The sequence below is a fragment of the Chryseobacterium sp. VD8 genome, assembly GCF_037149975.1.
In the GTDB taxonomy this organism is placed as follows: Bacteria; Bacteroidota; Bacteroidia; order Flavobacteriales; family Weeksellaceae; genus Chryseobacterium; species Chryseobacterium indicum.
Genome location: NZ_JBBCQL010000002.1, coordinates 13,877 through 39,413 on the forward strand (window position 1 = coordinate 13,877; position 25,537 = coordinate 39,413).

The 25,537-nt window shown below is 36.9% G+C and carries 17 protein-coding genes and 1 riboswitch; of the genes, 3 read left to right on the forward strand and 14 right to left on the reverse strand.

Going from position 1 to position 25,537, the window contains the following annotated elements:
• The first annotated feature begins 403 nt into the window (after window positions 1-403).
• Window positions 404-1,354: a fasciclin domain-containing protein gene (locus WFK35_RS00360; protein ID WP_336690240.1), complete on the forward strand. Its 951-nt coding sequence runs from the start codon at window positions 404-406 to the stop codon at window positions 1,352-1,354.
• Window positions 1,355-1,435: 81 nt separating this feature from the next.
• Here the strand turns inward: WFK35_RS00360 and WFK35_RS00365 are convergent, their stop codons facing one another.
• From WFK35_RS00365 to WFK35_RS00410, 10 genes are all read right to left on the reverse strand, one after another.
• Complete coding sequence (locus WFK35_RS00365) at window positions 1,436-1,936, reverse strand: hypothetical protein (protein ID WP_336730833.1); 501 nt, start codon at window positions 1,934-1,936, stop codon at window positions 1,436-1,438.
• Window positions 1,937-2,004: 68 nt separating this feature from the next.
• Window positions 2,005-4,122, reverse strand: coding sequence for a methylmalonyl-CoA mutase (gene scpA / locus WFK35_RS00370; RefSeq protein ID WP_336730834.1), 2,118 nt, complete (start codon window positions 4,120-4,122; stop codon window positions 2,005-2,007).
• Between the two features lie 650 nt (window positions 4,123-4,772).
• Window positions 4,773-6,818, reverse strand: a complete 2,046-nt coding sequence (locus WFK35_RS00375; protein ID WP_336730870.1) for a prolyl oligopeptidase family serine peptidase — start codon at window positions 6,816-6,818, stop codon at window positions 4,773-4,775.
• A 138-nt stretch (window positions 6,819-6,956) separates the two neighbouring features.
• Entirely contained in the window at window positions 6,957-7,622 is a 666-nt protein-coding gene (locus tag WFK35_RS00380; RefSeq protein WP_336730835.1) for a hypothetical protein, read from the reverse strand.
• Window positions 7,623-7,872: 250 nt separating this feature from the next.
• Window positions 7,873-8,958 carry a peptide chain release factor 1 gene (gene prfA, locus WFK35_RS00385; RefSeq protein WP_214587623.1) on the reverse strand — a complete coding sequence of 362 codons (1,086 nt, stop codon included), beginning with the start codon at window positions 8,956-8,958 and terminating at the stop codon, window positions 7,873-7,875.
• Between the two features lie 1,218 nt (window positions 8,959-10,176).
• Window positions 10,177-11,478: an APC family permease gene (locus WFK35_RS00390; RefSeq protein WP_336730837.1), complete on the reverse strand. Its 1,302-nt coding sequence runs from the start codon at window positions 11,476-11,478 to the stop codon at window positions 10,177-10,179.
• 3 nt (window positions 11,479-11,481) lie between these two features.
• Window positions 11,482-13,905 carry a TonB-dependent receptor plug domain-containing protein gene (locus WFK35_RS00395; protein ID WP_336730838.1) on the reverse strand — a complete coding sequence of 808 codons (2,424 nt, stop codon included), beginning with the start codon at window positions 13,903-13,905 and terminating at the stop codon, window positions 11,482-11,484.
• 92 nt (window positions 13,906-13,997) lie between these two features.
• Window positions 13,998-14,101, reverse strand: a riboswitch (SAM riboswitch).
• Window positions 14,102-14,484: 383 nt separating this feature from the next.
• Entirely contained in the window at window positions 14,485-17,322 is a 2,838-nt protein-coding gene (locus WFK35_RS00400; RefSeq protein ID WP_336730840.1) for an alpha-amylase family glycosyl hydrolase, read from the reverse strand.
• Between the two features lie 235 nt (window positions 17,323-17,557).
• The gene (locus WFK35_RS00405; RefSeq protein WP_235132019.1) at window positions 17,558-17,848 is read right to left on the reverse strand and encodes a hypothetical protein; all 291 of its coding nucleotides are present in this window, start codon (window positions 17,846-17,848) and stop codon (window positions 17,558-17,560) included.
• A gap of 93 nt (window positions 17,849-17,941) precedes the next feature.
• Window positions 17,942-19,549 (reverse strand): fumarate hydratase, encoded by a 1,608-nt coding sequence (locus tag WFK35_RS00410; protein WP_336730842.1) that lies wholly within the window; start codon window positions 19,547-19,549, stop codon window positions 17,942-17,944.
• Window positions 19,550-19,867: 318 nt separating this feature from the next.
• On the opposite strand from WFK35_RS00410, the gene fumC reads away from it, so the two are divergent.
• The gene (fumC, locus tag WFK35_RS00415) at window positions 19,868-21,262 is read left to right on the forward strand and encodes a class II fumarate hydratase (protein WP_336730844.1); all 1,395 of its coding nucleotides are present in this window, start codon (window positions 19,868-19,870) and stop codon (window positions 21,260-21,262) included.
• A gap of 85 nt (window positions 21,263-21,347) precedes the next feature.
• Here fumC and WFK35_RS00420 read toward each other — a convergent pair whose 3' ends face one another.
• The 3 genes from WFK35_RS00420 to WFK35_RS00430 are packed head-to-tail and all read right to left on the reverse strand — an operon-like array spanning window position 21,348 to window position 23,582.
• A complete protein-coding gene (locus WFK35_RS00420) occupies window positions 21,348-22,385 on the reverse strand; it encodes an outer membrane beta-barrel protein (RefSeq protein ID WP_336690246.1) in 1,038 nt (345 codons plus the stop codon).
• Window positions 22,386-22,420: 35 nt separating this feature from the next.
• Window positions 22,421-23,035 carry a hypothetical protein gene (locus WFK35_RS00425; protein WP_336730845.1) on the reverse strand — a complete coding sequence of 205 codons (615 nt, stop codon included), beginning with the start codon at window positions 23,033-23,035 and terminating at the stop codon, window positions 22,421-22,423.
• Window positions 23,022-23,582 (reverse strand): RNA polymerase sigma factor, encoded by a 561-nt coding sequence (locus WFK35_RS00430; RefSeq protein ID WP_336730847.1) that lies wholly within the window; start codon window positions 23,580-23,582, stop codon window positions 23,022-23,024. Before WFK35_RS00430 ends, WFK35_RS00425 begins: the two co-directional genes overlap by 14 nt.
• Window positions 23,583-23,727: 145 nt before the next feature.
• Here WFK35_RS00430 and WFK35_RS00435 point away from each other — a divergent pair, with 145 nt between their 5' ends.
• Window positions 23,728-23,919 carry a bacteriocin-like protein gene (locus tag WFK35_RS00435; protein WP_087708149.1) on the forward strand — a complete coding sequence of 64 codons (192 nt, stop codon included), beginning with the start codon at window positions 23,728-23,730 and terminating at the stop codon, window positions 23,917-23,919.
• A gap of 66 nt (window positions 23,920-23,985) precedes the next feature.
• On the opposite strand, the gene WFK35_RS00440 is transcribed toward WFK35_RS00435, so the two are convergent.
• Complete coding sequence (locus WFK35_RS00440) at window positions 23,986-25,206, reverse strand: aminotransferase class V-fold PLP-dependent enzyme (protein ID WP_336730849.1); 1,221 nt, start codon at window positions 25,204-25,206, stop codon at window positions 23,986-23,988.
• Window positions 25,207-25,537 lie beyond the last annotated feature (331 nt).

A 25,537-nucleotide genomic window follows, 5' to 3' on the forward strand; every position in this document is an offset into this window, starting at 1 on the left:
GAGTTTGAAATATTGCGCAATAAAAAACCCGAAATCTCTACGACTTCGGGTTTTGATATTTCATTGTACTGTTATTCTAAGAGTGTACCAAACCACGAAGCCTCGCCTTTGCAAAAGGCAATCCTACTGTTGAAAGCTGATTGGATATGAACATTGCTTCGTTGTTTTTAAATGGTTAAACTTTATTTTACGTTGCAAATATATACATTTTTCTGAATATCAAAATTATTTTTTAGTTTTTTATTAAATCTATAATTCTTTTTTAATCGAAACTCCTTTTTTCATCCATCTCTTTTTCTGAATTAAAAGATAAACTGACATAAAAAATTAAATTTATTTTACTAAAATAAATAAAAAGGTACAATATTTGTCTATGTGTTTTTACATCTTAACAAATAATATTATGAGAAATTTCTTTAAACCTCTACTATTTTCGGGAGTTGCCATGCTGTGCATTATCTCCTGCGACGACAATGATGACAACATGATGACTGAGAAGACCACGTATGAACTGGTTTCTTCAGACAGTAATTTAAGCAGTTTAAAAGCTGCCATCGACAAAGCAGGTCTTTCTGCAACCCTTAACCAAAGCGGAACTTTCACATTATTCGCCCCAACAAATGCCGCTTTTGCAACTTTTTTACAGGCAAACGGATATGCAAGTCTTAATGACGTTCCTACGGCGGCATTAAAAACTTTGCTGATGAACCACGTTTTGAATTCTGAAGTAAAAGCAGCAGCAATTTCTACCGGCTATGTTTCTACTCTTGCTATGGGATCTGCTTCTTCCACAAGACCGATCAGTATGTTTATCAATACGAATGGCGGCGTAAAAATTAATGGGGTATCGAATGTTGTTGCCACAGACATTGATGCCAACAACGGAGTGATCCACAAAGTAGATGCGGTAATCGGTTTGCCAACTATTGTTACTCATGCAACGGCAAATCCTCAGTTTACGTCTTTGGTTTCTGCTCTTACAAGAAGTGATATGCCAAATTTTGTTGGAATTTTAAGCGGAACTGCCAATTCTCCGTTTACGGTTTTCGCACCTACCAACACAGCATTTTCTTCTTTGCTAACAGAAATCGGAGCGGCTAATCTTGCAGCCATTCCAAAAACGACTTTGGAAAATACTTTGAAATACCACGTCGTTACCGGAGCCAATGTAGGATCTAATAATCTTACAAACAATATGATAGTTCCAACTTTCCAGGGTGGAAGTTTTAAGATTACCACAACGGGCGGTGCAAAAATTACAGATAACAACAACAGAGTTTCTAATATTATTGTAACCGACGTACAATGCAGCAACGGAATTATCCATGCAATTGATAAAGTTTTGCTACCCTAATTGTTTTTTTTCATATAATATTTAGCAAAATAAGCTGCCTCATTTCTGAAGCAGCCTATTTATTATCGTATTTTTTAGCTCTTAATCTTTAGATCCCAGATCATCCATCGGGTCATCCATTCCTTTAATGATATTGGAATGATAAACTCTTTCTGATCCTAAGAAGTAAATATTGTGTCTTGCTTTTGCAATAATTCCGTTGTATTCCTCTTCCGTCATTCCTTCAGGAATATCTGTTTTTTCTTCCGCTGGTTTTCTGTATACCTGCAAAGCTCCGTTTTTATTCAGGATTGAATTTGCAGAAACGGCCTCTTCCAGATTATCCGCATATACAATCACATTGTTTTTTCCGATGCTGTGCTTTCTGTACGCATCAAGCATTTCATCATCATGCGCAAAAGTATATTCGAAAAATCCTTTGGTCTGCTCATCTTCCTGATAATTATCCGTTGACAGTCCGCTTTCAAGGTTTGATCTGGAAATAATGATATTTGCATCGTCAAAACCGTTGTTTTTTAAATCTTTTTTAATTTCTTCTGTATCTACCGTTACAGGAAATACCGAAACTACTGTATAAGCCATAATATTTTGTTTTTTGATTATGGATTACAGTACAAAAGCTGTGCAACTTATCGGCTGAAAAGGTTAATTTAATTTAAAAATTTATCCAGAATATCTACTGCACACTTCGGAAGATTGGTTCCCGGACCAAAAATAAAATCGGCTCCGTTCGCATACAGGAATTCATAATCCTGCTGCGGAATTACCCCTCCCACAACAATGGTAATATCGTCTGCTCCGAGTTTTTTAAGCTCCTCAACAACCTGTGGAACCAAAGTTTTATGACCTGCTGCCAAAGAAGAAACTCCCAGAATATGAATATCATTTTCTACCGCCTGTTTTGCCACTTCTTCCGGAGTCTGGAATAATGGTGCCACATCCACATCGAATCCCATATCTGCAAATGCGGTTGCGACTACTTTTGCTCCCCTGTCGTGACCGTCCTGTCCCATTTTAGCGACCATTAATCGCGGACGGCGTCCTTCTTCCTCCTCAAATTTCTGAGTAAGGTGTAAGGCTTTTTCAAAATATTCGTTTTTCCCTGCGTTCATGGCGTAAACTCCTGAAATTGTTCTGATATTGGCTTTGTATCTCCCGAAACTTTCTTCCATCGCATCGCTCATTTCTCCCAGCGTTACTCTTCTTCTTGCCGCTTCAATACATAACGCCAAAAGATTTCCTTTTCCAGATTTGGCACTTTCACGGATCTTATTTAAAATCTCATTCACCGCCTCAGAATTTCTTTCTGCTTTTATTTTATTTAATCTTTCAATTTGCTTTCTGCGGACTTCTGTGTTGTCGATATCTAAAATTTCAATGGCATCCTGCTTCAGGTCTGATCTGAAAGAATTAACCCCGATGATAAATTCTTCACCACTATCAATTTTTGCCTGTTTTCTCGCTGCCGCTTCTTCAATCCTCATCTTTGGAATTCCGGCTTCAATGGCTTTTGTCATTCCGCCTTCCTGCTCTACCTCATCGATGTATTTCATGGCTTCTTCAATCATCTGCTGCGTAAGACTTTCCACTAAATTACTTCCCCCCATCGGATCTACTACATCGCAGATTCCGCTTTCCTGCTGGAGAATAATCTGTGTATTTCTTGCAATTTTTGCTGAATAATCTGTAGGAAGGGCAATGGCTTCGTCCAAAGCATTGGTATGAAGAGACTGCGTTCCGCCCAGTGCAGAAGACAATGCTTCAATTGCTGTTCTCGTAATATTATTAAATGGTTCCTGCTCCGTTAAAGACCAGCCTGAAGTCTGTGAGTGGGTTCTTAAAGCTAAAGATTTCGGATTCTGAGGATTAAACTGCTTTAATAATTCTGCCCAGATATATCTTGCTGCCCTCATTTTGGCAATTTCCATAAAATGATTCATCCCGATTGCCCAGAAAAAGGAGAGTCTCGGTGCAAAATCATCGACATTCATTCCTGCTTTTATTCCTGTTCTTACATATTCCAATCCATCGGCAAGCGTGTAAGCCATTTCCAGCACCGGAGTTGCTCCTGCTTCCTGCATATGATAACCGGAAATTGAGATGGAATTAAACTTCGGAATATTCTGAGAAGTATATTCAAAAATATCTGCGATGATCTTCATGGAAGGTGCAGGCGGATAAATGTAGGTATTTCTCACCATGAATTCCTTCAGAATATCATTCTGAATGGTTCCTGAAAGCAAATCCTGAGAAACGCCCTGCTCTTCTGCCGCGACAATATAGAATGAAAGAATTGGCAGAACTGCTCCGTTCATCGTCATGGAAACCGAGATCTGATCCAAAGGAATTTCATTGAATAAAATTTTCATATCCTCCACAGAATCAATCGCTACTCCCGCCTTTCCAACATCGCCCACAACTCTCGCGTGATCGGAATCATATCCTCTGTGTGTCGCCAGATCGAAGGCAACGGAAAGCCCTTTTTGTCCCGCCGCCAGATTTCTTCTGTAAAAAGCATTGGATTCTTCTGCCGTAGAAAAACCTGCATACTGACGGATCGTCCAAGGTTTCTGAACATACATTGTAGAATACGGACCTCTTAAATAAGGCGCAATTCCGGGAGAAGTCTGCGTTAATTCCTGATTTTTAACGTCTTCTGCCGTATAAGAAGATTTTAACTGCAAGCCATCTTTCTCAAAAGGATAGACCTCTGTTTTCTTTTCGGTAATAGTGAATTGAGGAGTTTTATTCTGAACTGCCCTTCTCATAATTTCAGATTTAATAGATGGCTAAAATTACACATTTTTGAGGGAATATTTTTTTAAATAAAAAAAGCGAAACTGCAAAACTGCAAAATCGCTTTTTATGTACTCATTAATCGTCATTTTCCAATATCAATTAAAGAAATAAGTCAAAACTACAAACAACAGCTATAACCTTCTTCTGAAATTTAATGAAAGTGAAAAACTTTTCCTATCTGTAATGGCGGTTTTCATATCTGTACGTTATATTCTTGCGTCAGTAAGTTATATTCTCGCACCCGTATTTAATATTCTTGCACCAGTAGTTAGATTCTTGCGTCAATAAGTTAGATTCTTGCACCCGTATTTAATATTCTTGCACCAGTAAGTTAGATTCTTGCATCAATAAGTTAGATTCTTGCACCCGTATTTAATATTCTTGCACCAGTAAGTTAGATTCTTGCACCCGTATTTAATATTCTTGCACCAGTAAGTTAGATTCTTGCACCAATATTTTATATTCTCGCGTTTGTAAGTTATATTCTTGCACCAGCAGGTTTATTTCTTTTGTCTTGAATGAAGATCTGTACAATACTACTGAATCAACGTAGTAATGAATAATACATTAATTCAGTAGCTGTTCTCATGACTTATTTAGAATCTTAAGCAGAGAATTTTTATTTCTGTAGTTTTTTAATCCCCATTTCATACAGCGCAAAAGAAATCAGATCTGCATTTTCTCCGATCACCTGTTCTGTAGATCTTCCGGCTCCGTGACCTGCGTTTTTCTCAATTCTCAGTAAAATCGGGTTGTTACAAACCTGTTTTTCCTGTAATTCTGCACCAAACTTAAAAGAATGTGCCGGAACTACCCTATCATCATGATCACTGGTAATAATCATGGTTGATGGATAACACGTTCCTGCTTTTACATTATGAACCGGAGAATAAGATTTTAAATAGTCAAACATTTCTTTGTTGTCTTCCGCAGTTCCGTAATCATAAGACCAGCCTGCTCCTGCAGTGAATTTATTATACCTCAACATATCCAGAACGCCCACTCCCGGAAAGGCAACCCTGGCTAAATCCGGACGCATCGTCATTGTTGCTCCTACCAGCAAACCGCCGTTTGATCTTCCTGAAAGTGCCATAAACTGTTTGGAAGTATAGCCTTTGCTCTGTAAATATTCTCCTGCAGCGATGAAATCTTCAAAAACATTTTTTTTCTGCATTTTTGTTCCTGCATCGTGCCATTTTTTACCGTATTCTCCACCACCGCGAATGTTCGGAACGGCATAGATTCCGCCATTTTCCATCCAGATCGCATTTACCACAGAAAAGGCAGGCTGTAAACTGATGTTAAATCCTCCGTAAGAATAAAGAATCGTAGGATTTTTACCATTCAGCTTTGTTCCTTTCTTATAATTAATCATCATCGGAATTTTAGTTCCGTCTTTTGAAGTGTAGAAAACCTGTTCAGAAACATAATTTTCGGGATTGAATTTCACTTTTGGCTTCTGATACACTTCCGATTTCCCTGAATCTGCGTTAAATTTATATGTTGTTCCGGGAGTGATGTAATTCGTAAAAGAGAAGTACAATTCTTTCTCAGTTTCCTTCCCTCCGAATCCAGAAACGTTTCCTTTTCCGGGAAGAGAAATTTCACGGATCAGTTTTCCGGTTCTGTCATATTGTTTTACCTGATCAATCGCATCAATCATGTAGGTTGCAAAGAAATATCCTCCTCCTGTTGTAATGCCTAAAACATTTTCGGTCTGGGGAATAACATCTTTCCATGTTTCGGGAGCCGGATTTTTGATGGAAGTTTTTACCAGACGCATATTCGGAGCATCTTTATCCGTAAAAATATACAGATCATCACCCTGCGTATCAACAATGCTCACATTGATATCAAAACCTTTATTAATCTGAACAAAATCGCCGCCTTTTTTAAGATCTTTAATGTAAAGTTCATTTCCGTTGGTTGCGTTGGCTGCGGAAATAATCAAATATCTCTGATCTTCGGAAACTCCCGCCCCTAAATATCTTCTCGGTGTTTTGTCTCCTCCAAAAATTAACTGATCTTCAGATTGTTTGGTTCCCAGTTTATGAAAATACACTTTGTGTTTATCCGTCATTCCGGAAAGTACCGTTCCTTCTTTTGGCTTGTCATAGCTTGAATAATAGAAACCTTCATCACCCTGCCATGAAATTCCGCTGAATTTTACATCAACCAAAGTTTCATCAATCTGCTTTTTTGTAATTGCATCAATAATGATGATTTTGTTCCAGTCGCTTCCTCCTTCTGAAATGGAATAGGCAGCCAGATTTCCTTTTTTGTTGAAAGAAAGCTGTGAAAGTGAAGTGGTTCCTTTTTCAGAAAATTTATTGGGATCCAGAAAAACTTCCGTTGCCTTTGTTTTATTGTTTGTTCTGTACAATACAGACTGCGCCTGCAATCCGTCATTTTTATAATAATAGTTATACTCTCCTTCTTTGAAAGGAGCCGAAATCTTTTCATAATTCCAGATGTCTCTTAACTGATTCCTGATTTCGTCTCTGAAAGGAATTTTCGAAAGATAATCCTGACTGTGTTTTACCTCATCATCTACCCACTTTTTCGTGGCTTCAGAATCGTTCTCCAAATCTCGGTACGGATCTGCAACGGCAGTTCCGAAATAGGTATCGGTTTGTGTTCCTTTAACTGCTTTTGGGTAATTCATTTTTTGTGCATAAAATGTCGCCGAGAAAAGAACTCCGGCTGTTAGTAAAATGGGTGTGATTTTCATATTAAGCTATTTTCCCAAAAATAAGGAATCTGTTTCGAATAAAAAAAGCCGTCTGAAGACAGCCTTATATGATTAATTGAGATTTCTCAGATAAAATTCATTCATTTTCCAGTTCAGTTCCTGCGGTCCACCGTTCCAGTAATAAATATTTTCTCCAACTTTCACCTGATATAGATTGAATTTCTGTTCTGTAGAAACCAATTTGTCCGCTTTTTTTATTTCGTTGGTAACATCAATAAGGTATTTCTTCATTTCTCCTGCACCAATATTTTTAATATCTCCCATATTGAGCATCAGGTTATGAGAAGGCACATTAAAACTCGCTTCATAGGTCACCTCAGAAAATCCGTTTCCTTTCAATCGTTCATCATTTATGATTTTAATTTCTTTCACTCTGTATTTTGCATTGGCAAAATTCTGCATCAAAGCACTGAAATAATTTTTAACCTCAACCGAACATTCAGATGCTACGTTTACAGGAAGACCCGCAAGAAAAAGTTTCGTATACTCATCAATCTTTTCGTTGTAGGTGTCTTTAAGTTTCATTTTGTGGGTACTTTCTTTCCCAAGAAAATTAATAAGATAGCTGTTCAGTTCTTTTACAGACTCATCATCATATTTTACAAAAGAATTAAAATAAAGATTAAAAACATTCTCAGGTTTTAGAATATTTTGGGATTTTAAGCTCCCAAAAGAGAAGAGAAATATTGCCAGACAGACAATGTTAAGCATTTTCATAAGTACGGTACATTTTCAGTTTTAGTGTATAAAAAAACTCCTGAACCATCAAGAGTTAATATAAAAATACATTATTTATACCATGTAAACAGATTTTCACAGAATTATTTTTAAACAAGCATTACACACAAGATGTAAAATACTGATTAAAAGAAATTTAAGCCAACAATATTTTAAACATTCAGTTAAGCTCAAAATAAAAGTCTCCGAAATACTCCGGAGACTTAAAAAAGATTTTATGGTAAAGATTTTATAAACTTTCTTCTTCGCCTTTCATTTTTTCGGCGTTTTCTGCCATGATAACGGCATCGATCATCTCAGAAATATCTCCGTTCATGTATGCATCTAAGTTATACATAGATTTGTTGATTCTGTGATCGGTAACTCTTCCCTGAGGATAATTGTACGTTTTGATCTTTGCAGAACGGTCTCCCGTAGAAACCATGGTCTTTCTCTGCGCTGCAATATCTCCCTGCACTTCCTGCAACTTGATGTCGTACAATTTCGCACGAAGCATTTCCATCGCCAGTTCACGGTTCGCTAACTGGGAACGTGCCTGCTGACAAACCACCACCAATCCTGAAGGTTTGTGCGTAAGCTGAACTTTAGTTTCCACCTTGTTAACGTTCTGCCCTCCTGCTCCACCGGAACGCGAAGTCTGCATTTCGATATCTGCCGGATTAATTTCCACATCCACTTCTTCAGCTTCCGGAAGAACCGCAATGGTAATGGCAGAAGTGTGAACTCTTCCCTGAGATTCTGTTTCCGGAACACGCTGTACACGGTGAACTCCGGATTCGAATTTCATGATTCCGTACACGCCTTCACCTTCCACTTTCATGATGAGTTCTTTATACCCTTTCGCCGCTTCGTTAGAATCTGTAATCTCGTGTCTCCATCCTTTCGTTTTGAAATACATGGAATACATTCTGTAAATGTCTTCCACGAAGATGGCTGCTTCATCACCTCCTGTTCCGGCACGAAGTTCCACGATAACGTTTTTGTCATCTGCAGGATCTTTAGGAATTAATAAAACTTTTAATTCTTCCTCCAGTCCCGGAATTTTTTCCAGCGCTTCGTTTTTTTCGATTTTTGCCAGTTCCACGAAATCTTTATCAGATCCGTCAGCAATAATTTCGTCGGACTCTTCAATGGTATCCAACGCTCCTTTATATTGATCGTAAACTTTTACAATTTTCCCCAAATCGCTATATTCTTTGTTCAAAGAAGAATATCTTTTTTGGTCTGAAATAACATCAGGCTGTATAATAAGGTCTGCCACCTCATTATATCTCTGTTTTATAGCTTCTAATTTTGGAATTAATGATTTAGACATTATGAAAATTTTGTGGGTGCAAAGATACGGATTATTAATTCAATTTTAAAACTAATAGTTTGTCATCCTGAACGAAACATATGCGTATTGAAGAATCTTTTTTAACGAAATGTTCGCAATAGTTTTTGAATTAACCGCTTTCTCAAGCGCAAAGTTCTCAGAGTTTGTCTTTTAAATGATGATGATTTCGTTCGCAACGGCGTTTCACTCAGCAAGTGATAAGAACGTTTAAATGATTCTTTGTGAATGATACCTTCTTTAAATTAAGACGTCTCAAAATGATTTTAAAAAATATAATTCTACTATCACTTGCTGAGTGAAACGTCGTTGCGAACGGATTCTTTTCAAAGCTAGTCCAATTATCCTTGCGAACATTGCGTTAAAAACAATGATTAATTGTAATAATTTAACGTCAAGATTTACAAATCAAAAGTTCAAGTAATATTCTTAATGATTCAATTTTTTAACGCAAGGTCCGCTGAGACTTTATTTTTAAATAATTGCAATTACTTTTCGGTCGCAAAGGCGTTTCACTCAGCAAGTGATAAAAATGTATAAATGATTTCTTCGTAATAGCTTCTTGAAATTAAATCGCCTCAAATGATCTAAAAAATATATTCAGCTATCATTTGCTGAGTGAAACGCCCTTGCGAACATTTTTTTTCAAAGCTAATTCAATTACCCTTGCGGACTCTGCGTTAAAAACAATGCTTAATTGTAATAATTTAACGCCAAGATTTACAAATCATAAGTTCAAATTCACAAAACTTAACTTCTTAAATAATCTTAATGGTTCAATTTTTTAGCGCAACGTCCGCAAAGATTTTCTTTTAAATGATTGTAATTACTTTTCGGTCGCAAAGGCGTTTCACTCAGCGAATGATAAAATGTATAAATGATTTCTTACGTAATAACTTGTTGAAATTAAATCGCCTCAAATGATCTCAAAAATATAATTCTGCTATCACTTGCTGAGTGAAACGCCGTTGCGAACATTTTTTTCAAAGCCAGTTCAATTATCCTTGCGAACCCTGCGTTAAAAACAATACTTAATGGTAATGATACCTTCTTTAAATTAAAACGTCTCAAAATGATTTCAAAAATATAATTCTGCTATCATTTGCTGAGTGAAACGCCCTTGCGGACGGATTCTTTTCAAAGCTAATTCAATTACCCTTGCGGACTCTGCGTTAAAAACAATTTGTAATTGTTTTACAATTAATCTAAATCAACGGATAATTTCTTATCAATTAAATACAAAACAATTCCCACAGCAACAATTCCTAATCCGATGATGCTTTCTTTAGGATTATGAATCAACGTGAAATACAAAATGTATATACTGAATAACAAAAAAACCGTCGGAAAAATATAAAACAGATTGGATTTAAATATTTTCCGGTCTTCTTTTTTTATGAAATATGCCGTAGAAATTGCCAGAGTGGCAAATAACTGCAGAATAAAAGCGGTATAAACAAAGATCTCCTTAAAACTTCCCGTTAAAATTATCAACGTTGCAATCACGGCATGGGCAAAAATCGCACGGACAGGAATTCCCTTTTTATTTCCGACCGATAGAGATTTCCAGAGTCTGTTTTCTTTTGCAAAAGCCTGCGTCAAACGGGAACCTACCCACAAATAACCGCTGATTGTAGCGACTAACTGTAAAGCAATAAAAATATTAACTATTTTACCGAAAGTATTTCCCAGCATATTATTGGCGGCTTCCCCCATCACATCTTCTTTTCCCGCCAATTGATTTACCGGAGCATGTTTCAGCATGATAAAATTAACCAAGAGATAACAAACAGTTACGAAAACAGTTCCTACAATGAGTGATTTCGGTAGGTTTTTCTGAACATCTTTTATTTCTCCCGCAATGTAGGAAGCAGAATTCCAACCCGTGTAAGAATACGTTACAAAAACCAAAGACGTGGCAAAAGCAGGAAGCATGATTTCTTTCTGCCATGAATCATCAAACTTCAGGCTGTTTCCGATAGCTTCCGAGTCTGAAATTCCGATTCCTATAATGATGAGAACAATGATGAACGCAATTTTTATCAGTGTAAAAAAATTATGAAATCTGCTTGAAGCTTTTAAGCTGAATGACAAAAAAACGGAAACCAGAAAGATGATTCCGATGGCAAAGCTGTTTCCAAAAGAAACATCGAAAGCAGAAAGGTATTTCGACATTGCCAAAGCAGCCAGTGCAACGGGAGATGAGAAACCGATGATGAGAGAAATCCAGCTTACCAGATAGCCTAAAAGCGTATGATAGGTTTCTTTCAAATAAATAAAATCTCCGCCGTTCCCTTTGAAATGCGAACCTAATTCGGCATAGCAAAAGGCTCCGAACAAAGCAAGAATTCCTCCAATGAACCAAAGGAGGAATATGCTGTAAGTATTCGTAATGTCGGTAAGCTGAAAACCGAGTGTTGTAAAAATTCCGGTTCCGATCATATTCGAAACAACAATTGCCACTGCGGTTTTCCAGCCGATCTGATGTGAAGTTGAATTCATTAATTAAAATGTAAAATTAAGCCTTCCGAAAAAATAGTTTCCGAGAGTTCCCATCTGCACCGGAGCATATTTGAAAACCCCAAAATACGAATTTTCATAAATCTGAAGATCCGGAAAGACATCAAACACATTATTAGCTCCGACGGTTAAGTTAATATTTTTTGTGAAATCATATCCTATACTCACATCGGTTATTACTTTCGGATTAAATTCCTGAACTCCTCCAAACGGATATCCGTCACGGATTACTTTCCCGAAGTAAGTATTTCTTACCAGAAAATTAAATTTTCCGACTCCGTAATTCAATCCTAATGAAGCTTTGGTTTTGGGAGACAGGCTTTCGATGATATTAATCTGATCCGGTCCGAAAAATTCATTCTGCGGTGTCTGAAGATTAGCCGGGAAATGAAAATCTGTAATTTTTGTTTCGGTATAATTTCCGGCAAGATTGATATTTAAATTGCCTCCTCCAATTTTCCAGTCGTAGGCAACTACCAGATCTACTCCTTTGGTTTCCGTATCCACGGCATTGGCAAAAAATCTTCCGCTTTCCACCCCATAAACCGCCAATCGGTCGTCTGTAATATTACTTGTAATCACGATCCGGTCTTTTACTTTAATTAAATATCCGTCAACCGTAACAGAAAGTTTACTTATCGGCTTTAAAGTAAATCCTACGCTTCCGTTCACCGAAGTTTCCTGTTTTAATTTGTCGAAGCCAAGTGCTTTTGCGGCTTCGCTGTCGTTGTTAAAAATTCCTTTGGTAACAATTGAATTTCCTGTGGTGGAAATATCTGCATAAGAATTGTTAAAATACTGCTGCTGAAGAGATGGTGCTCTGAAGCCTGTTCCCACCGCAGCACGGATTGCATAATTTTTTGCAAACTCATATCTTACCGCTAATTTTCCGTTCAGTGTACTTCCAAAATCTGAATAGTTTTCGAATCTTCCGGCAAGATCTACATTTAACTTCTTATCCAGATCATAAGAAACGTCGGCATACACCGCAGTTGAATGTCTGGATTTTGAAAGTGCGTTTTGTGGTGAAAATCCAATAAACGACTGAGCTCCTCCTGCTCCGGTGATATTATCCGGATTAGCAGTCGCCGTTACAGGATTTCCGAAAATATCATATCTCATATAAGAAGCCTGATCTCCAGCTTTGATGTCGTACTGCTCAAACCTGAATTCTCCACCGAATGCAACATTAAAGTTTCTGATGTTTTTTGAAACGTCAAGATTAATTGTATTCTGAAGAAAACTGTGTGCTCCCGCATAAAAATCTGTTGGTGACTTAGCTCCTAAAGATGCATTGACGGTATTGCTTACATCATAATTGAATGTATTGCTTCCGAATGTATTGCTAAGATCAAAAAACCAGTCGTTTTTATTATATTTTGCTCCGATTGCATAAGAAATGTCATAGATTTTCGAGCCTAAAGTCGGCTGAAAACCGTTCGGATAAATAGAATACACATTGTTTGAAGTTTCGCTAGGCAATCTTCTGAAACCGTAACCCTGCCCTTCTTTGATACTGAAGCCTCCGAAGGAATATATTTTAAACTGATCGTTCAAAGGATATTCGGAATTAAAAAATAACTGCGCCTGCTTTATTTTTGCATCGCCGATCTGGAAATTAAAATCATCCCGTGTTAAACCATTGGCAAGAATTTTCTGATCGTCCAGCGCTTTTGCAGCATTAAAATCCGGAGCAAAATCATACGCGAAATTATCTCCGTAAATATCGAGATTATGATTCTGCGTTCTTGTTGTTTTTCCTCTTTGGTTTAATTGCAGGGACAAACTGATATAACCGTCTTTCTTCCCTAAAGAAGTTCCGTAGTTCGCTGCTGCCTGATACGTTTCACCATCATTTCTTCCGGAAATTCCGTAATTAAGGCTGGCTGTTCCGCCGAGATTCTTTTTAAGGATAATATTAATAACTCCTGCAATGGCATCAGAGCCGTATTGCGCCGCTGCGCCGTCTCTCAGAACCTCAATTATGTCGATTGCGATTACCGGAATAGTACTTAAGTCTGTTCCTACCGAACCGTTTCCGACTGTATTCTGATAATTAACTAAAGAAGTAGTATGTCTTCTTTTTCCGTTAACGAGAACCAGAACCTGATCGGGCCCCATTCCTCTCAAAGTAACAGGATCGATATGTTCTGTACCGTCTGAAGCCGATTGCCGGACTGAGTTGAAAGACGGGATAACATAATTCAGTAAATCCTGAACGGTAGTTTGCGGTGAAGACTGCTGTATTTTTTCGATGTTGATGATGTCTACCGGAACCGGAGTTTCCAGTTTTGTGCGTTTTGCATTTCGGTTTCCTACAATTACGACATCTTCTATCTGCTGTTCTTTTTCCTGTGCCGATAAAAATCCTATTGCCAAAAGGAGTACGCTTACGCTGAGTTTTTTCATTCTATTCAGTGCTTTAAAAAATTAATTTAAATGGTTTGCCGAAACAAACATAAAGACCTTCAAGAAGCTGGAATTCATACGGAATACTGACTCACTTATCTTCCCCCAATCGGGTTGGAATTAGCACCTTTTCATCAGAAAATGTAGGTTGCTAAGGTTTCTCTGGGCCAAATCCCTCCACCTTTCTCGATAAATCTACTGCAAAAGTAGACTAATAATTTTAATCTGCAAAAAAATTTGGAATTTGAATTTTTCAGAGTCATAAAAATTGTGAATAAGATGTGGATAACGCGTGAATTACCTATTAGCAATGCGTGAATTGGATGTTAGTATAGAAAAATTAATTGTCGATAAATAATTTTTCAATTGTGAGTAAAATATGAATAACCTATGAGTAAGGTATGAATAAGATATGAAAAACCTTCTTTTTTAATGTGGAAAAAATTGTGAATAAGGTATTGAAAAGCCGTTAGTATCATATTAACAACCTCTATTTTTACTGCGGATAAAATATGAATAAACAAAAAAAGAGACCGCTTTCGCGATCTCTTATTATAAACTTTTGAAGTTATCCACAGGTTATTTTACCATCATTTTCTGAATCGAAACTCCCGTATCTGATTTTAAATGAACCAAATACGTTCCTACCGGATAATTTGTTTTTAATTCGTAGGTACCGTTTTCATTATTCAATTTAAATGAATCCATTTTTTTACCGCTCATATCATAGATAAAAATCTCTCCGTTCTTCGCTTTGTGGTAAATTAATTTTGCCAGACCATTTTTCACAGGGTTATCCACAATCTGTAAAGAAAGCTTATTTTCAGCATTCACATCCACTGCGGATAAACTTCCCACATAATTTCCGAAAATCCTGAATTCTCCCGGCTGTAAAGTAATCGGAGCCGTTGTAGATGTTATATTAGATAAAGAATTATCCATTAAGTTCTGCCATTGCCCAACATATGGGAAATACGGAACTACACTCTGAACAGCCGTTGTATAATTTGCCAACACGACCACATTTTTCACTCCGTTAGTAATTGCGTTGTCGTACACATAAATCCTTGTAATTAATCCATTCGGATCATTTGCCAGATTATTTGATTCTACAGTATATGTTTTTGATTTGAAAACAGGATATACATTTCTTAAATTAATGATCTTCGCCCAGGTATCATAAACCGCTTTTCTGTTCACATCCGTATCGTATCCTAAAGTAAATGCAATTGGCTTTTCGTCGGTTCTGCAACCACTATTAATGGTTCCGTTTGCACATCTGTTGATACTGAATTCATAACCAAGCTCTCCGAACTGCCAAATCATTTTAGGACCGGGAATCGTGAAGAACGTTGCTCCGAAAGCTTTCATTCTGTCTAAAGCAGTATTAAGATTTTTAACATCATAGCTTCCGTTTACCGCTCCATAAGCAAGATTTTTAAACATTAACCTTTCCTCATCGTGACTTTCTCCGTAACCTACCGCTCTCATTTCAGAGAATCCATGCAGCGTATGATTCATTCTGTCGAAATTACTGTTTTCTTTATACCCCATTGTATTCTGGTTATAAGATCCGTTCTGGTTATTCCACATCATCACTCCTTTTCCTTCTGCAACTCTGTAGTTTGCCCACTGCTGCTCTTCCGCATCGGTTCCCAAATGTTCAAAAATCATGTAAGAATTCGGATCAAGAGCCCATTGCTTGTCTGCATAATATTTAAGGATATCAACTCTGTCCTGCTGATAAGCGTTTGTACAGGCTTCGTCGTTTTCAGAACAGCTTTGTGTAAATCCTTTGGTTAAATCCCAACGGAAACCATCTACATGATATTCCGTTAACCATTGCTGAAGACATCTTTCAACGTAATATTTAGTTGAAGAACTTGTATGGTTAAAATCATTAAACACATTATAAGAGTGTTTAGGAACCTGATTGAAGTAAGGATTATTGGCAGCGATGTCTCCATAACCATCTCCATCCGGATCAATATTCCAGAGTCTTGCGAGCGGAGAACGTCCGGTTGCATGATTGAAAGCAATATCCAGAATTACAGCAATTCCATTCTGGTGACACAGATCAATAAATTCTTTGAATTTTTCCGGTGTTCCGTACGCTTTATCCAATGCATAATGGAAAGAAGTATTATAACCCCATGAAAGATTTCCTTCGAACTCCATGATAGGAAGCAATTCAATCGCATTAATATTCAGATTTTTAAGGTATGAAATCTTATTAATTAAAGACTGCCAGTTTTTTTCCTGCGTAAAGTCTCTTAACAACAATTCATACACCACAAGATTTTCTTTTGCCGGACGCTGGAAATTCGTAACCTGCCAATTATAAGGAGTCTGCCCTGTTTTAAACATAGAAACCTCAAAACCCTGCCCAGCCGGAAACGCAGGTAAGTTAGGATAAGTTGTAGAAGAGATATACTGGTCATCGTAAGAAGACAGGATCTGTGGAGAATACGGATCTGCCACTTTTCTTAAATCATTGGTTCTGTACTGGAAAGTATACAATTGCTGAGGTGTTAATCCGCTTAGTTCAATCCAGTATAGATCCGGATTTGTTGTGTCTCTTTTCATTAAATAAGCATCATTCACCGCCCAGTTATTAAAACTTCCGATCACATGAACGAAATTTTTAGACGGAGCATACAAAGCCAGTCCCACTTTTGTGTTATCTGTAGGATGATAATTAATCCCTTGTCTTATCCATGATGGAATCGCCTCAGAAACCACATTTCTAGGAACCTGAAAAATAAAGGTAGAACTCTTTGAATTCCCTCCCTGCGTTGCGATCAATTCCATATTGGCATCTCCGGTTACCGTGTAATTGTAAGAATATGAAGTTGAAGCCGTAGAAGTCGAATTTACAACAGTCCCGTTAGCTTTAAGCTGAAAAGTTGCATTCACATTGGTGGTAGCCGTGATGTTAATAGAATTCCCCGTCGGAACAGACGTTAAGCTGTTTGCAGCAGGATTTGTCATCGTTAAATTAAGAATTCCTACGTTGACAAAAATATCCGGACTCGTCTGATGCGCACCGGTTTTATCTTTCAGTAAAAAGCCAAATCTACCGATTCCCGTTCTTGCGTAAAAAGTTGTGGGTGTAAAAGACAATGAATAAGTGTCTGTCGCAGCGTTATAACTTAATCGATTAAGTTCATTGGAATTGTTCCAACTCCCGTTTGTCGGGCAATCCTGACTGTTCTGATAATTGGTATCCAAAGACCATGTCCAGATATAAATAGCATTGTTTGAAACTCCCCACGCCGATTCATCAATCTGATTTCCGGGTACGGTTAATGTTATTGCATCCGTTTCATTAAACGGATTCGGGGTAATTGTATAGCTGATCTGCCCAAAGACATTGGCTAAGATAAACAACAATATACCGGAATAGAATTTTTTCATATAATTCGTCCTTTTAAGTTTAATTTAATACTAAAGTAATTTATTTTTTGAAAAATTTTCACCTTTTCATAAAAAAACAAAACTTTAAGTCAATTAAATACTATGCTTAGAATAATACCTGACAGGTGAATTATATGCACAAAAAAACCACTTAAAAAATTTAAGTGGTTTATATATGTTGTTTTGCTTTGATATTGCTTTCTCAGAATTCAGGTGAGAAAACAATGACAATCAATTAATGATGTCCGTGTCCGTGACTATCGTGTAAGAAAGGTCCGTTTCCTTTAGGATTGCTGTAGATTACTTCTACTCCTTTCTGCTCATTCAGCTGCTTGCTTCTGATATCTTCCGGATTGAAAGGTTTTACTTTTCCGAAATACTCTTTCAAACCTTCTGTTAGCCACATTGGAATTACCAACCCGAAGAACATGAAGATACACCAAAATCCTACAAGGAACATTGTAATGAAGAAAATTGTCCAAAGGAACTGGTAAAACGGCCAAAATGCTGATAAAATCGTTATCATTTTCTTAAAGATTTTAGGCAAAAATAGGACTTTTTATTTTTTTACACAAAAGATATACGTCCTATTTTATTATTTATTTTGATTTTAAACTAATTAGTGCGCAAGATCTGCAAAGAAATCATTCCCTTTATCATCCGTAATGATGAACGCCGGGAAATCTTTCACTTCGATTTTTCTTACGGCTTCCATTCCTAACTCCGGAAAATCTACCACCTCAACAGAAAGAATGTTGTCTTTCGCTAAAATAGCAGCCGGACCTCCGATGGAACCTAAATAAAAACCTCCATATTTGTTGCAGGCATTGGTAACATCTTTTGTTCTGTTTCCTTTTGCCAACATAATCATACTTCCGCCGTGGCTCTGGAATTCATCTACATAAACATCCATTCTTCCCGCAGTAGTCGGTCCGAAACTTCCTGAAGCCATTCCTTCCGGAGTTTTTGCAGGTCCTGCGTAATAAATCGGATGATTTTTAAAATATTCAGGCATTGGCTGTCCTGCATCCAGTAATTCTTTAATCTTTGCGTGGGCAATATCTCTGGCTACGATTAAAGTACCGTTCAGCTTCAGTCTTGTTTTGATCGGATATTTTGAAAGTTCTGCTAAAATATCAGACATCGGCTGATTCAAGTTGATTTCTACGGCTTCTTCCAAATGCGGCGGTGTTGCCGGTAAAAATCTTTTCGGATCCTGTTCTAATTGCTCTAAGAAAACTCCGTCTTTTGTAATTTTTCCTTTGATATTTCGGTCTGCTGAACAGGAAACTCCCATTCCAACCGGACAGGAAGCTGCGTGACGCGGCAATCTGATTACTCTGACGTCGTGTGTTAAATATTTTCCGCCAAACTGGGCTCCGATTGCACTTTCCTGACAGATTTTCTGAACTTTCGCTTCCCACTCCAAGTCTCTGAACGCCTGTCCTGCTTCATTTCCTTCTGTCGGAAGATTGTCGTAATATTTTGCTGATGCTTTTTTAACCGCCGCTAAATTGGCTTCCGCAGAAGTTCCTCCGATTACCAAAGCCAAATGATAAGGCGGACAAGCAGCCGTTCCTAAATCTGAAATTTTCTCTTTAATGAATTCTTCCAGAGATTTTTCGTTCAGTAAAGATTTTGTCTTTTGATACAAGAAGGTCTTGTTTGCTGAACCTCCTCCTTTTGTTAAAAATAAGAATTCGTAATAATCTCCCTTTTTAGCATAAATATCGATCTGCGCCGGAAGATTGGAACCTGAATTTTTCTCATCAAACATCGTTAAAGGAACCACCTGAGAATATCTTAAATTTCTTTTCTGGTACGTATTGTAGATTCCTTTGCTTAAATATTCTCCGTCATCAACGCCTGTGTAAACGTTTTCTCCTTTTTTACCCATTACAATTGCAGTTCCGGTATCCTGACACGAAGGTAAAGCTCCTTCCACAGCAACCGCTGCATTCTGTAATAAATTGTAAGCTACAAATCTGTCGTTGTCCGTAGCTTCAGGATCGTCGATAATTCTTCTTAAACTTTCAAGATGGGAAGAACGGAGCATGAAAGAAACGTCTGCCATTGCTTCTTCCGCCAGAAGCTCAAGACCTTTCGGATCAATGGTTAAAATTTCTCTGTCTCCTAATTTTTCAACTTTTACGTAGTCTGAAGTCAATTTTTTGTATACCGTATCATCCTTTAGAATCGGATACGGATCCTGATATCTGAAATCCATTTTACTTTTTTCTTTGGGTGCAAAAATACGGCTTACTCAAAAATGCATGAGTAAAATCAGTAACTTAGATTGATATTTATAATGATTATAAATTGCGAGGGTTTTCTTTTCTCATTAACTTTATATAAAGATATTTTAACCACAAAAGACGCAAAAGCTTTTAAACACTTTAGCTTTTTAAGTTTAATAAATAATGTTTTAGAAGAACACATTAGTTTTAAAAATCTTCGATTTTCATTTTGTGAAATTTGACATTTTTAAATTTAATAAATCTCTGTGCTTTTGGGGTTAAATCAAAACTAAACAAATTTCAATCACATGAATTACAGAATAGAAAAAGACACGATGGGAGAAGTGCAGGTTCCTGCAGATAAATTTTGGGGAGCCCAAACGGAACGTTCGAGAAACAATTTTAAAATTGGTCCGGAAGGTTCCATGCCTCATGAAATGATCGAAGCTTTTGCTTATTTAAAAAAAGCTGCTGCATTTACCAATACAGATTTAGGAGTTCTTTCTGCTGAAAAGAGAGATATGATCGCTAAAGTTTGTGACGAAATTTTAGAAGGAAAACTTAACGATCAGTTTCCTTTGGTGATCTGGCAAACCGGTTCGGGAACACAGTCGAATATGAACGTAAATGAAGTGATTTCCAATAAAGCACACGTCAACAACGGTGGAAATTTAGGCGAAAGATCGGAGATTCATGCGAATGACGACGTGAATAAATCGCAATCTTCCAACGACACTTATCCAACGGCGATGCACATCGCGGCTTATAAAAAAGTGGTGGAAACTACTATTCCGGCTGTTGAAAAATTAAGAGATACTTTAAAAGAAAAATCGGAAGCGTTTAAAGATATTGTAAAAATCGGAAGAACACATTTGATGGACGCAACGCCTTTAACGTTAGGTCAGGAATTTTCAGGGTATGTCGCTCAGTTAAATTACGGTTTAAAAGCATTAAAAAACACGTTACCTCATCTTTCTGAATTGGCTTTAGGCGGAACTGCGGTGGGAACAGGATTAAACACTCCTCAAGGTTATGATGTAAAAGTGGCGGAATATATTTCAAAATTTACGGATCTTCCTTTTGTAACCGCAGAAAACAAATTTGAGGCTTTGGCGGCTCATGATGCGATTGTAGAATCTCACGGAGCTTTAAAACAATTAGCCGTTTCTTTGTTTAAAATTGCTCAGGATATCCGATTATTAGCTTCCGGACCTCGTTCGGGAATTGGAGAAATTCATATTCCGGAAAACGAACCGGGATCATCTATTATGCCCGGAAAAGTAAATCCTACCCAAAATGAAGCAATGACGATGGTTTGCGCTCAGGTTTTAGGAAATGATACGACCATTTCTTTTGCGGGAACACAGGGAAATTACGAACTGAATGTCTTCAAACCTGTGATGGCTTATAATTTTTTACAGTCTGCCCAACTGATTGCCGATGCCTGTATTTCTTTTAACGATCACTGTGCAGTCGGAATTGAACCCAATCGTGAGAGAATTAAAGAACTGGTTGATAAATCTCTGATGCTGGTAACAGCTCTGAACACACACATCGGTTATGAAAATGCTGCAAAAATTGCTAAAACCGCCCATAAAAACGGAACTACCTTAAAAGAAGAAGCGGTGAATCTGGGACTTTTAACCGCAGAACAGTTTGATGAGTGGGTAAAACCTGAAGATATGGTGGGAAGCCTGAAATAAACTAAGAATTAAATTATTAAATATTGTAAAACCGCAGGATAAGTTTGTCCTGCGGTTTCCTGTTATATATGAATGTTACGTGTTTTTACCATTTGTAAGCAAGGCCAATAACCAGAGCTTTGTCATTTTCAAATTGGTTATCCTTGAAAAAATTGCCGAAATCTTTCTTCACGAAAATGCTAAAATCGCTGTAAGAAACGGTAAACTGCGCTCCGTAAATGAAAGGATTCACCTGATAATTCCCTCTTTCTCTCTGGCTGATTTCTTCGCCTTTAATAATGTTATTAGTAGACATTCTTACTCCTCCATAAACATTGGCACCTACTTTAAAACCTTTCTGATAATCTCTGTACTGGACATCCATTCCTGCACTTTTCAGTTTAGAAAAATTATACTGTAAACCCAAAGGAACGATAACGTAGCCTGTCCGCAATTTGCTTTTGCTTAAATTTTTATCATACGCCGAAAGATAAACATCCGAATTCATGTCTTTGGCAAAAAACCTGTTATTATCAATGTTTAAGGTTCTCCATGAAAATCCAAGTCCGGAAATTAATCCCCAATGACTGGTTCTGCTGAACTGATAATTGAATTTCAGCCCAAATTCAAGATTTCCCGCGTATCCTAAGTTTTTATCCAGATCATTATCTGCTTTATTGTTGGTGAGCATCATGGCTCCGTAAGAAAAATAGGCGGTGAAGTTCTTAGTCGGACGGAATTTCTTTAGAAGTTTTTCTTTAATTTCTTCGTTGGAAGTTACATCAGAATTCAGAAGAGAATATCTTACCTGCTTTTGAATCACAGAATCCAGATCAAAACCGAGTTCTTCAATTCGCTGATCAATTTTTTCCGAAAAACGATCGGCAATAACCGCCTTTTGTTTGTCGAATTCAGCTTTATCCAGATTTTTAGCCTGAAGAATCATCAGCTCTGCTTCCATCAGCTTTTTTTCTTCCTGAATAATTGAATCAATTTTTCGGGCGTATTCATCTACTTTTTCTTTTACTATCGGGCTTACTTCCGTATCTTCTTTAGGCTGAAGATTTAAGGTAAGATTTTTCTGAGAATAGGCTGTACCTGATAAAAGGCACAATAGTCCCATCATGATCATTTTTTTAATCATAGTATTATTTTTTTAGTTGTTAAAAATTTGAAGTATTATTTTCCGTTCAGATCAATGGTTGCTACATTGCTTTCTTTGGTTTTTTCGATAACGTCTTTATGTTCTACCGAGAAAAGTAATGTGGAAGGATCAACATATCTTTTTCTTTTCCCTTCAGTTTTTACCGAATCTGACTTTGCTATAATTTTTTCAGGCTCGGTTTTAGAAATATTGGCAATAATTTCAGGAGCGTTTTCTTTTGTTAAAGGCATTTGTTTTTGCTCTACAATAATTTGTGACTTTACAGCTTCATTCTTTTTTTCAGCCTGAATATTTTCTGCCGCAAAAGCTTCTTTCTGTTTCGAATCTGAAGTTTCAGGAGACTGTACTGTTTGTTCCTGAGTTTTATGCTGAATATCTGAATTTTTAATTTCAGCAATTACTGTAGATCTTTCGGTTCCTTTACTTTCTTTATTAAAAAACAGAACTGCTCCCAAGCTGAACGTTAAAACCAGACAAGCCGCCACCAAATACCAATTCATTTTTGTTTTTGAGTTTTTTCGTTCTGACTGGGCTTCAATTTCAGACCACAAATTTCTAGAAGGAGTAATTTCTCTTCCTGAAATCTGTTTTTTGATATAATGTTCTATATTATTTTTAGTAGTGTTCATTTTTCAGTGCTTTTTGTTGTTGAAAATAAATTTTTCTCATTTTTTCTTTTGCCCGAAATAATTGTGTTTTGCTTACCGCAACTGAAATCTGCAAAGTATCTGCAATTTCCTGATGCGAATAATCTTCAAGAACATAAAGGTTAAAGACCATTCTATACGCATCCGGAAGTTGATCCAGAAGTTCCTGCGCATTGAAATCAAAAGTGACATCTTCTTCATAAATTTCTTCCAGATAAGACTGACTGATGTCGTCCAGATAAAAAACGGTTTTGCGGCTTTTAATAAAATTCAGACATTCATTCACGACAATTCTTCTCGCCCACCCTTCAAAACTTCCATCATTTCTGAAAGTTTCAATACTTTTAAAAATTTTACAGAACGCTTTGATAACACAATCTTCTGCCTGATACAAGTCTGTAACATAACTTCTGCTGATGCTCAGAAATTTCTTTACATTCTGATCATAAAAAACTTTCTGCGCAGCCGGTTCCTGCCTCTTGAGGCGGCTCAACAAATCATCTTTTTTATTTCCGAACAAAAGCTTCATAATTATTTGTTTCTATTAGTAAGACAATTAAAAACGAAAAAGGTTACACCGTAAGAAATTATTTTTTAAAATTAATTAAAAATATTATTTAAATAATTTTTCATATTTTAGTGACTTATTACAAACAACTATAAAACAAAGTATTATGAAAAATCTAAAAAAAATTCAGAGAGAAAATTTAAAGCAGGTTTTAGGGGGTCATACCTGTCCTGCGAATACGTATCATATCACATATAACGGATATCATGCGTGCTGCCTTCAGATCCCAAGCGGAAATCCCTGCCTTTCTACAAAATGTCTCGTTCCGATGGAAATGTGCGATTCGGAAGTCAATTAAGACTACATACAAAAAGAAAACGGTCAGAAATTTATCTGACCGTTTTGTATTAAAAAAAGCCTAAGCCTAACTTAGCATTTTCTGTGCTTTTTTCACTCCTTCTATCAAAGCATCAATTTCACTGAATGTATTGTAAACAGCGAAACTCGCTCTTACGGTTCCCGCGATATTGAAGAAATTCATAATTGGCTGTGTACAGTGATGTCCCGTTCTTACGGCGATTCCCAGTTTATCCAGAATCATTCCAACATCCGAAGCAATTCCGATTCCTTCAAGGTTGAAAGAAACTACTCCTGTTCTGTTGGCTTTTTCCCCATAAATTTTAATTCCTTCCAGTTCCAAAAGCTGTTTTTGGGCATATTCCAGCAAAGCATTTTCATGATTCTGAATATTTTCCTGCCCTACTTTCAGAATAAAATCTACGGCAGCTCCCAAAGCAATGTTCCCACCAACATTGGGTGTTCCTGCTTCATATTTAAAAGGAAGACCTGCGTAAGTAGTTCCGTCAAAAGAACACGTGGCAATCATTTCTCCTCCTCCGTGAAATGGAGGCAGATCTTCAAGAATCTCCTGTTTTCCGTACAGAATCCCGGTTCCCATCGGAGCATACATTTTGTGTCCTGAAAAAACAAAAAAGTCGCAATCCATTTTCTGAACATCAAGAGTAAAATGAGGCGCAGACTGAGCTCCGTCGATAACGATGTAAGCATTGGTATTCTTTCTTGTTTTGGCAATGATTTCTTCGATCGGATTGATAATTCCTAATGCATTGGAAACCTGATTAACGGAAACTACCTTTGTTTTTTCACTCAGAAATGTTTCAAATACATCAAGCTGAAGAATTCCATTTTCATCCATAGGAATTACTCTTAGCTTCGCTCCTGTTCTTTCACAAAGCATCTGCCACGGAACAATATTGGAGTGATGTTCCAGATAAGAGATGATAATTTCATCATCTTTTTTTAATTTCTGGGTTAAAATATAGGCGATCAAATTGATTCCTTCTGTCGTTCCTTTGGTAAAAATTACCTCAAAATCATGTTCAGCATTGATGAGTTTCTGGATTTTTCTTCTTGAAAGCTCCATTTCTTCAGTCGCTAACTGGCTTAATGTATGAATTCCACGATGTACATTCGCATTGATTTCTGTGTAATATTTATTCCAGATTTCCAAAACGGAATCTGGCTTTTGAGAGGTCGCCGCATTATCCAGATAAACCAATGGTTTACCGTTCACTTTCTGATCTAATATAGAAAACTGACTTCTGATTTCCTGAATGTCAAACATTTATTAACTTTTTAATTAAACTGTTCTTATTTAGAACCCTTCAAATTTACGGCTTTTTTTCGGATTGTAGCTGAGAGTTGATTGTTGTTGGTTGATAGAAAAATTCGATGTGAAATATTCTTTTTACTTTTAATGCTAAGATCGCTGAGAATTTTCATTTTATTGTAGACATTTTTGGTTTGCAAGGGCGTTCACTCAGCGAGTGATAGCTCTGAAATGATTTAAATAAATTTGTTATTTTGAACACAATGGTTAAACAAAGCGATTCAATTATCAGGAATTCAGCTTTTAAGATATACAAAGGCGTTTCACTTATAAAAGATTAACCAAG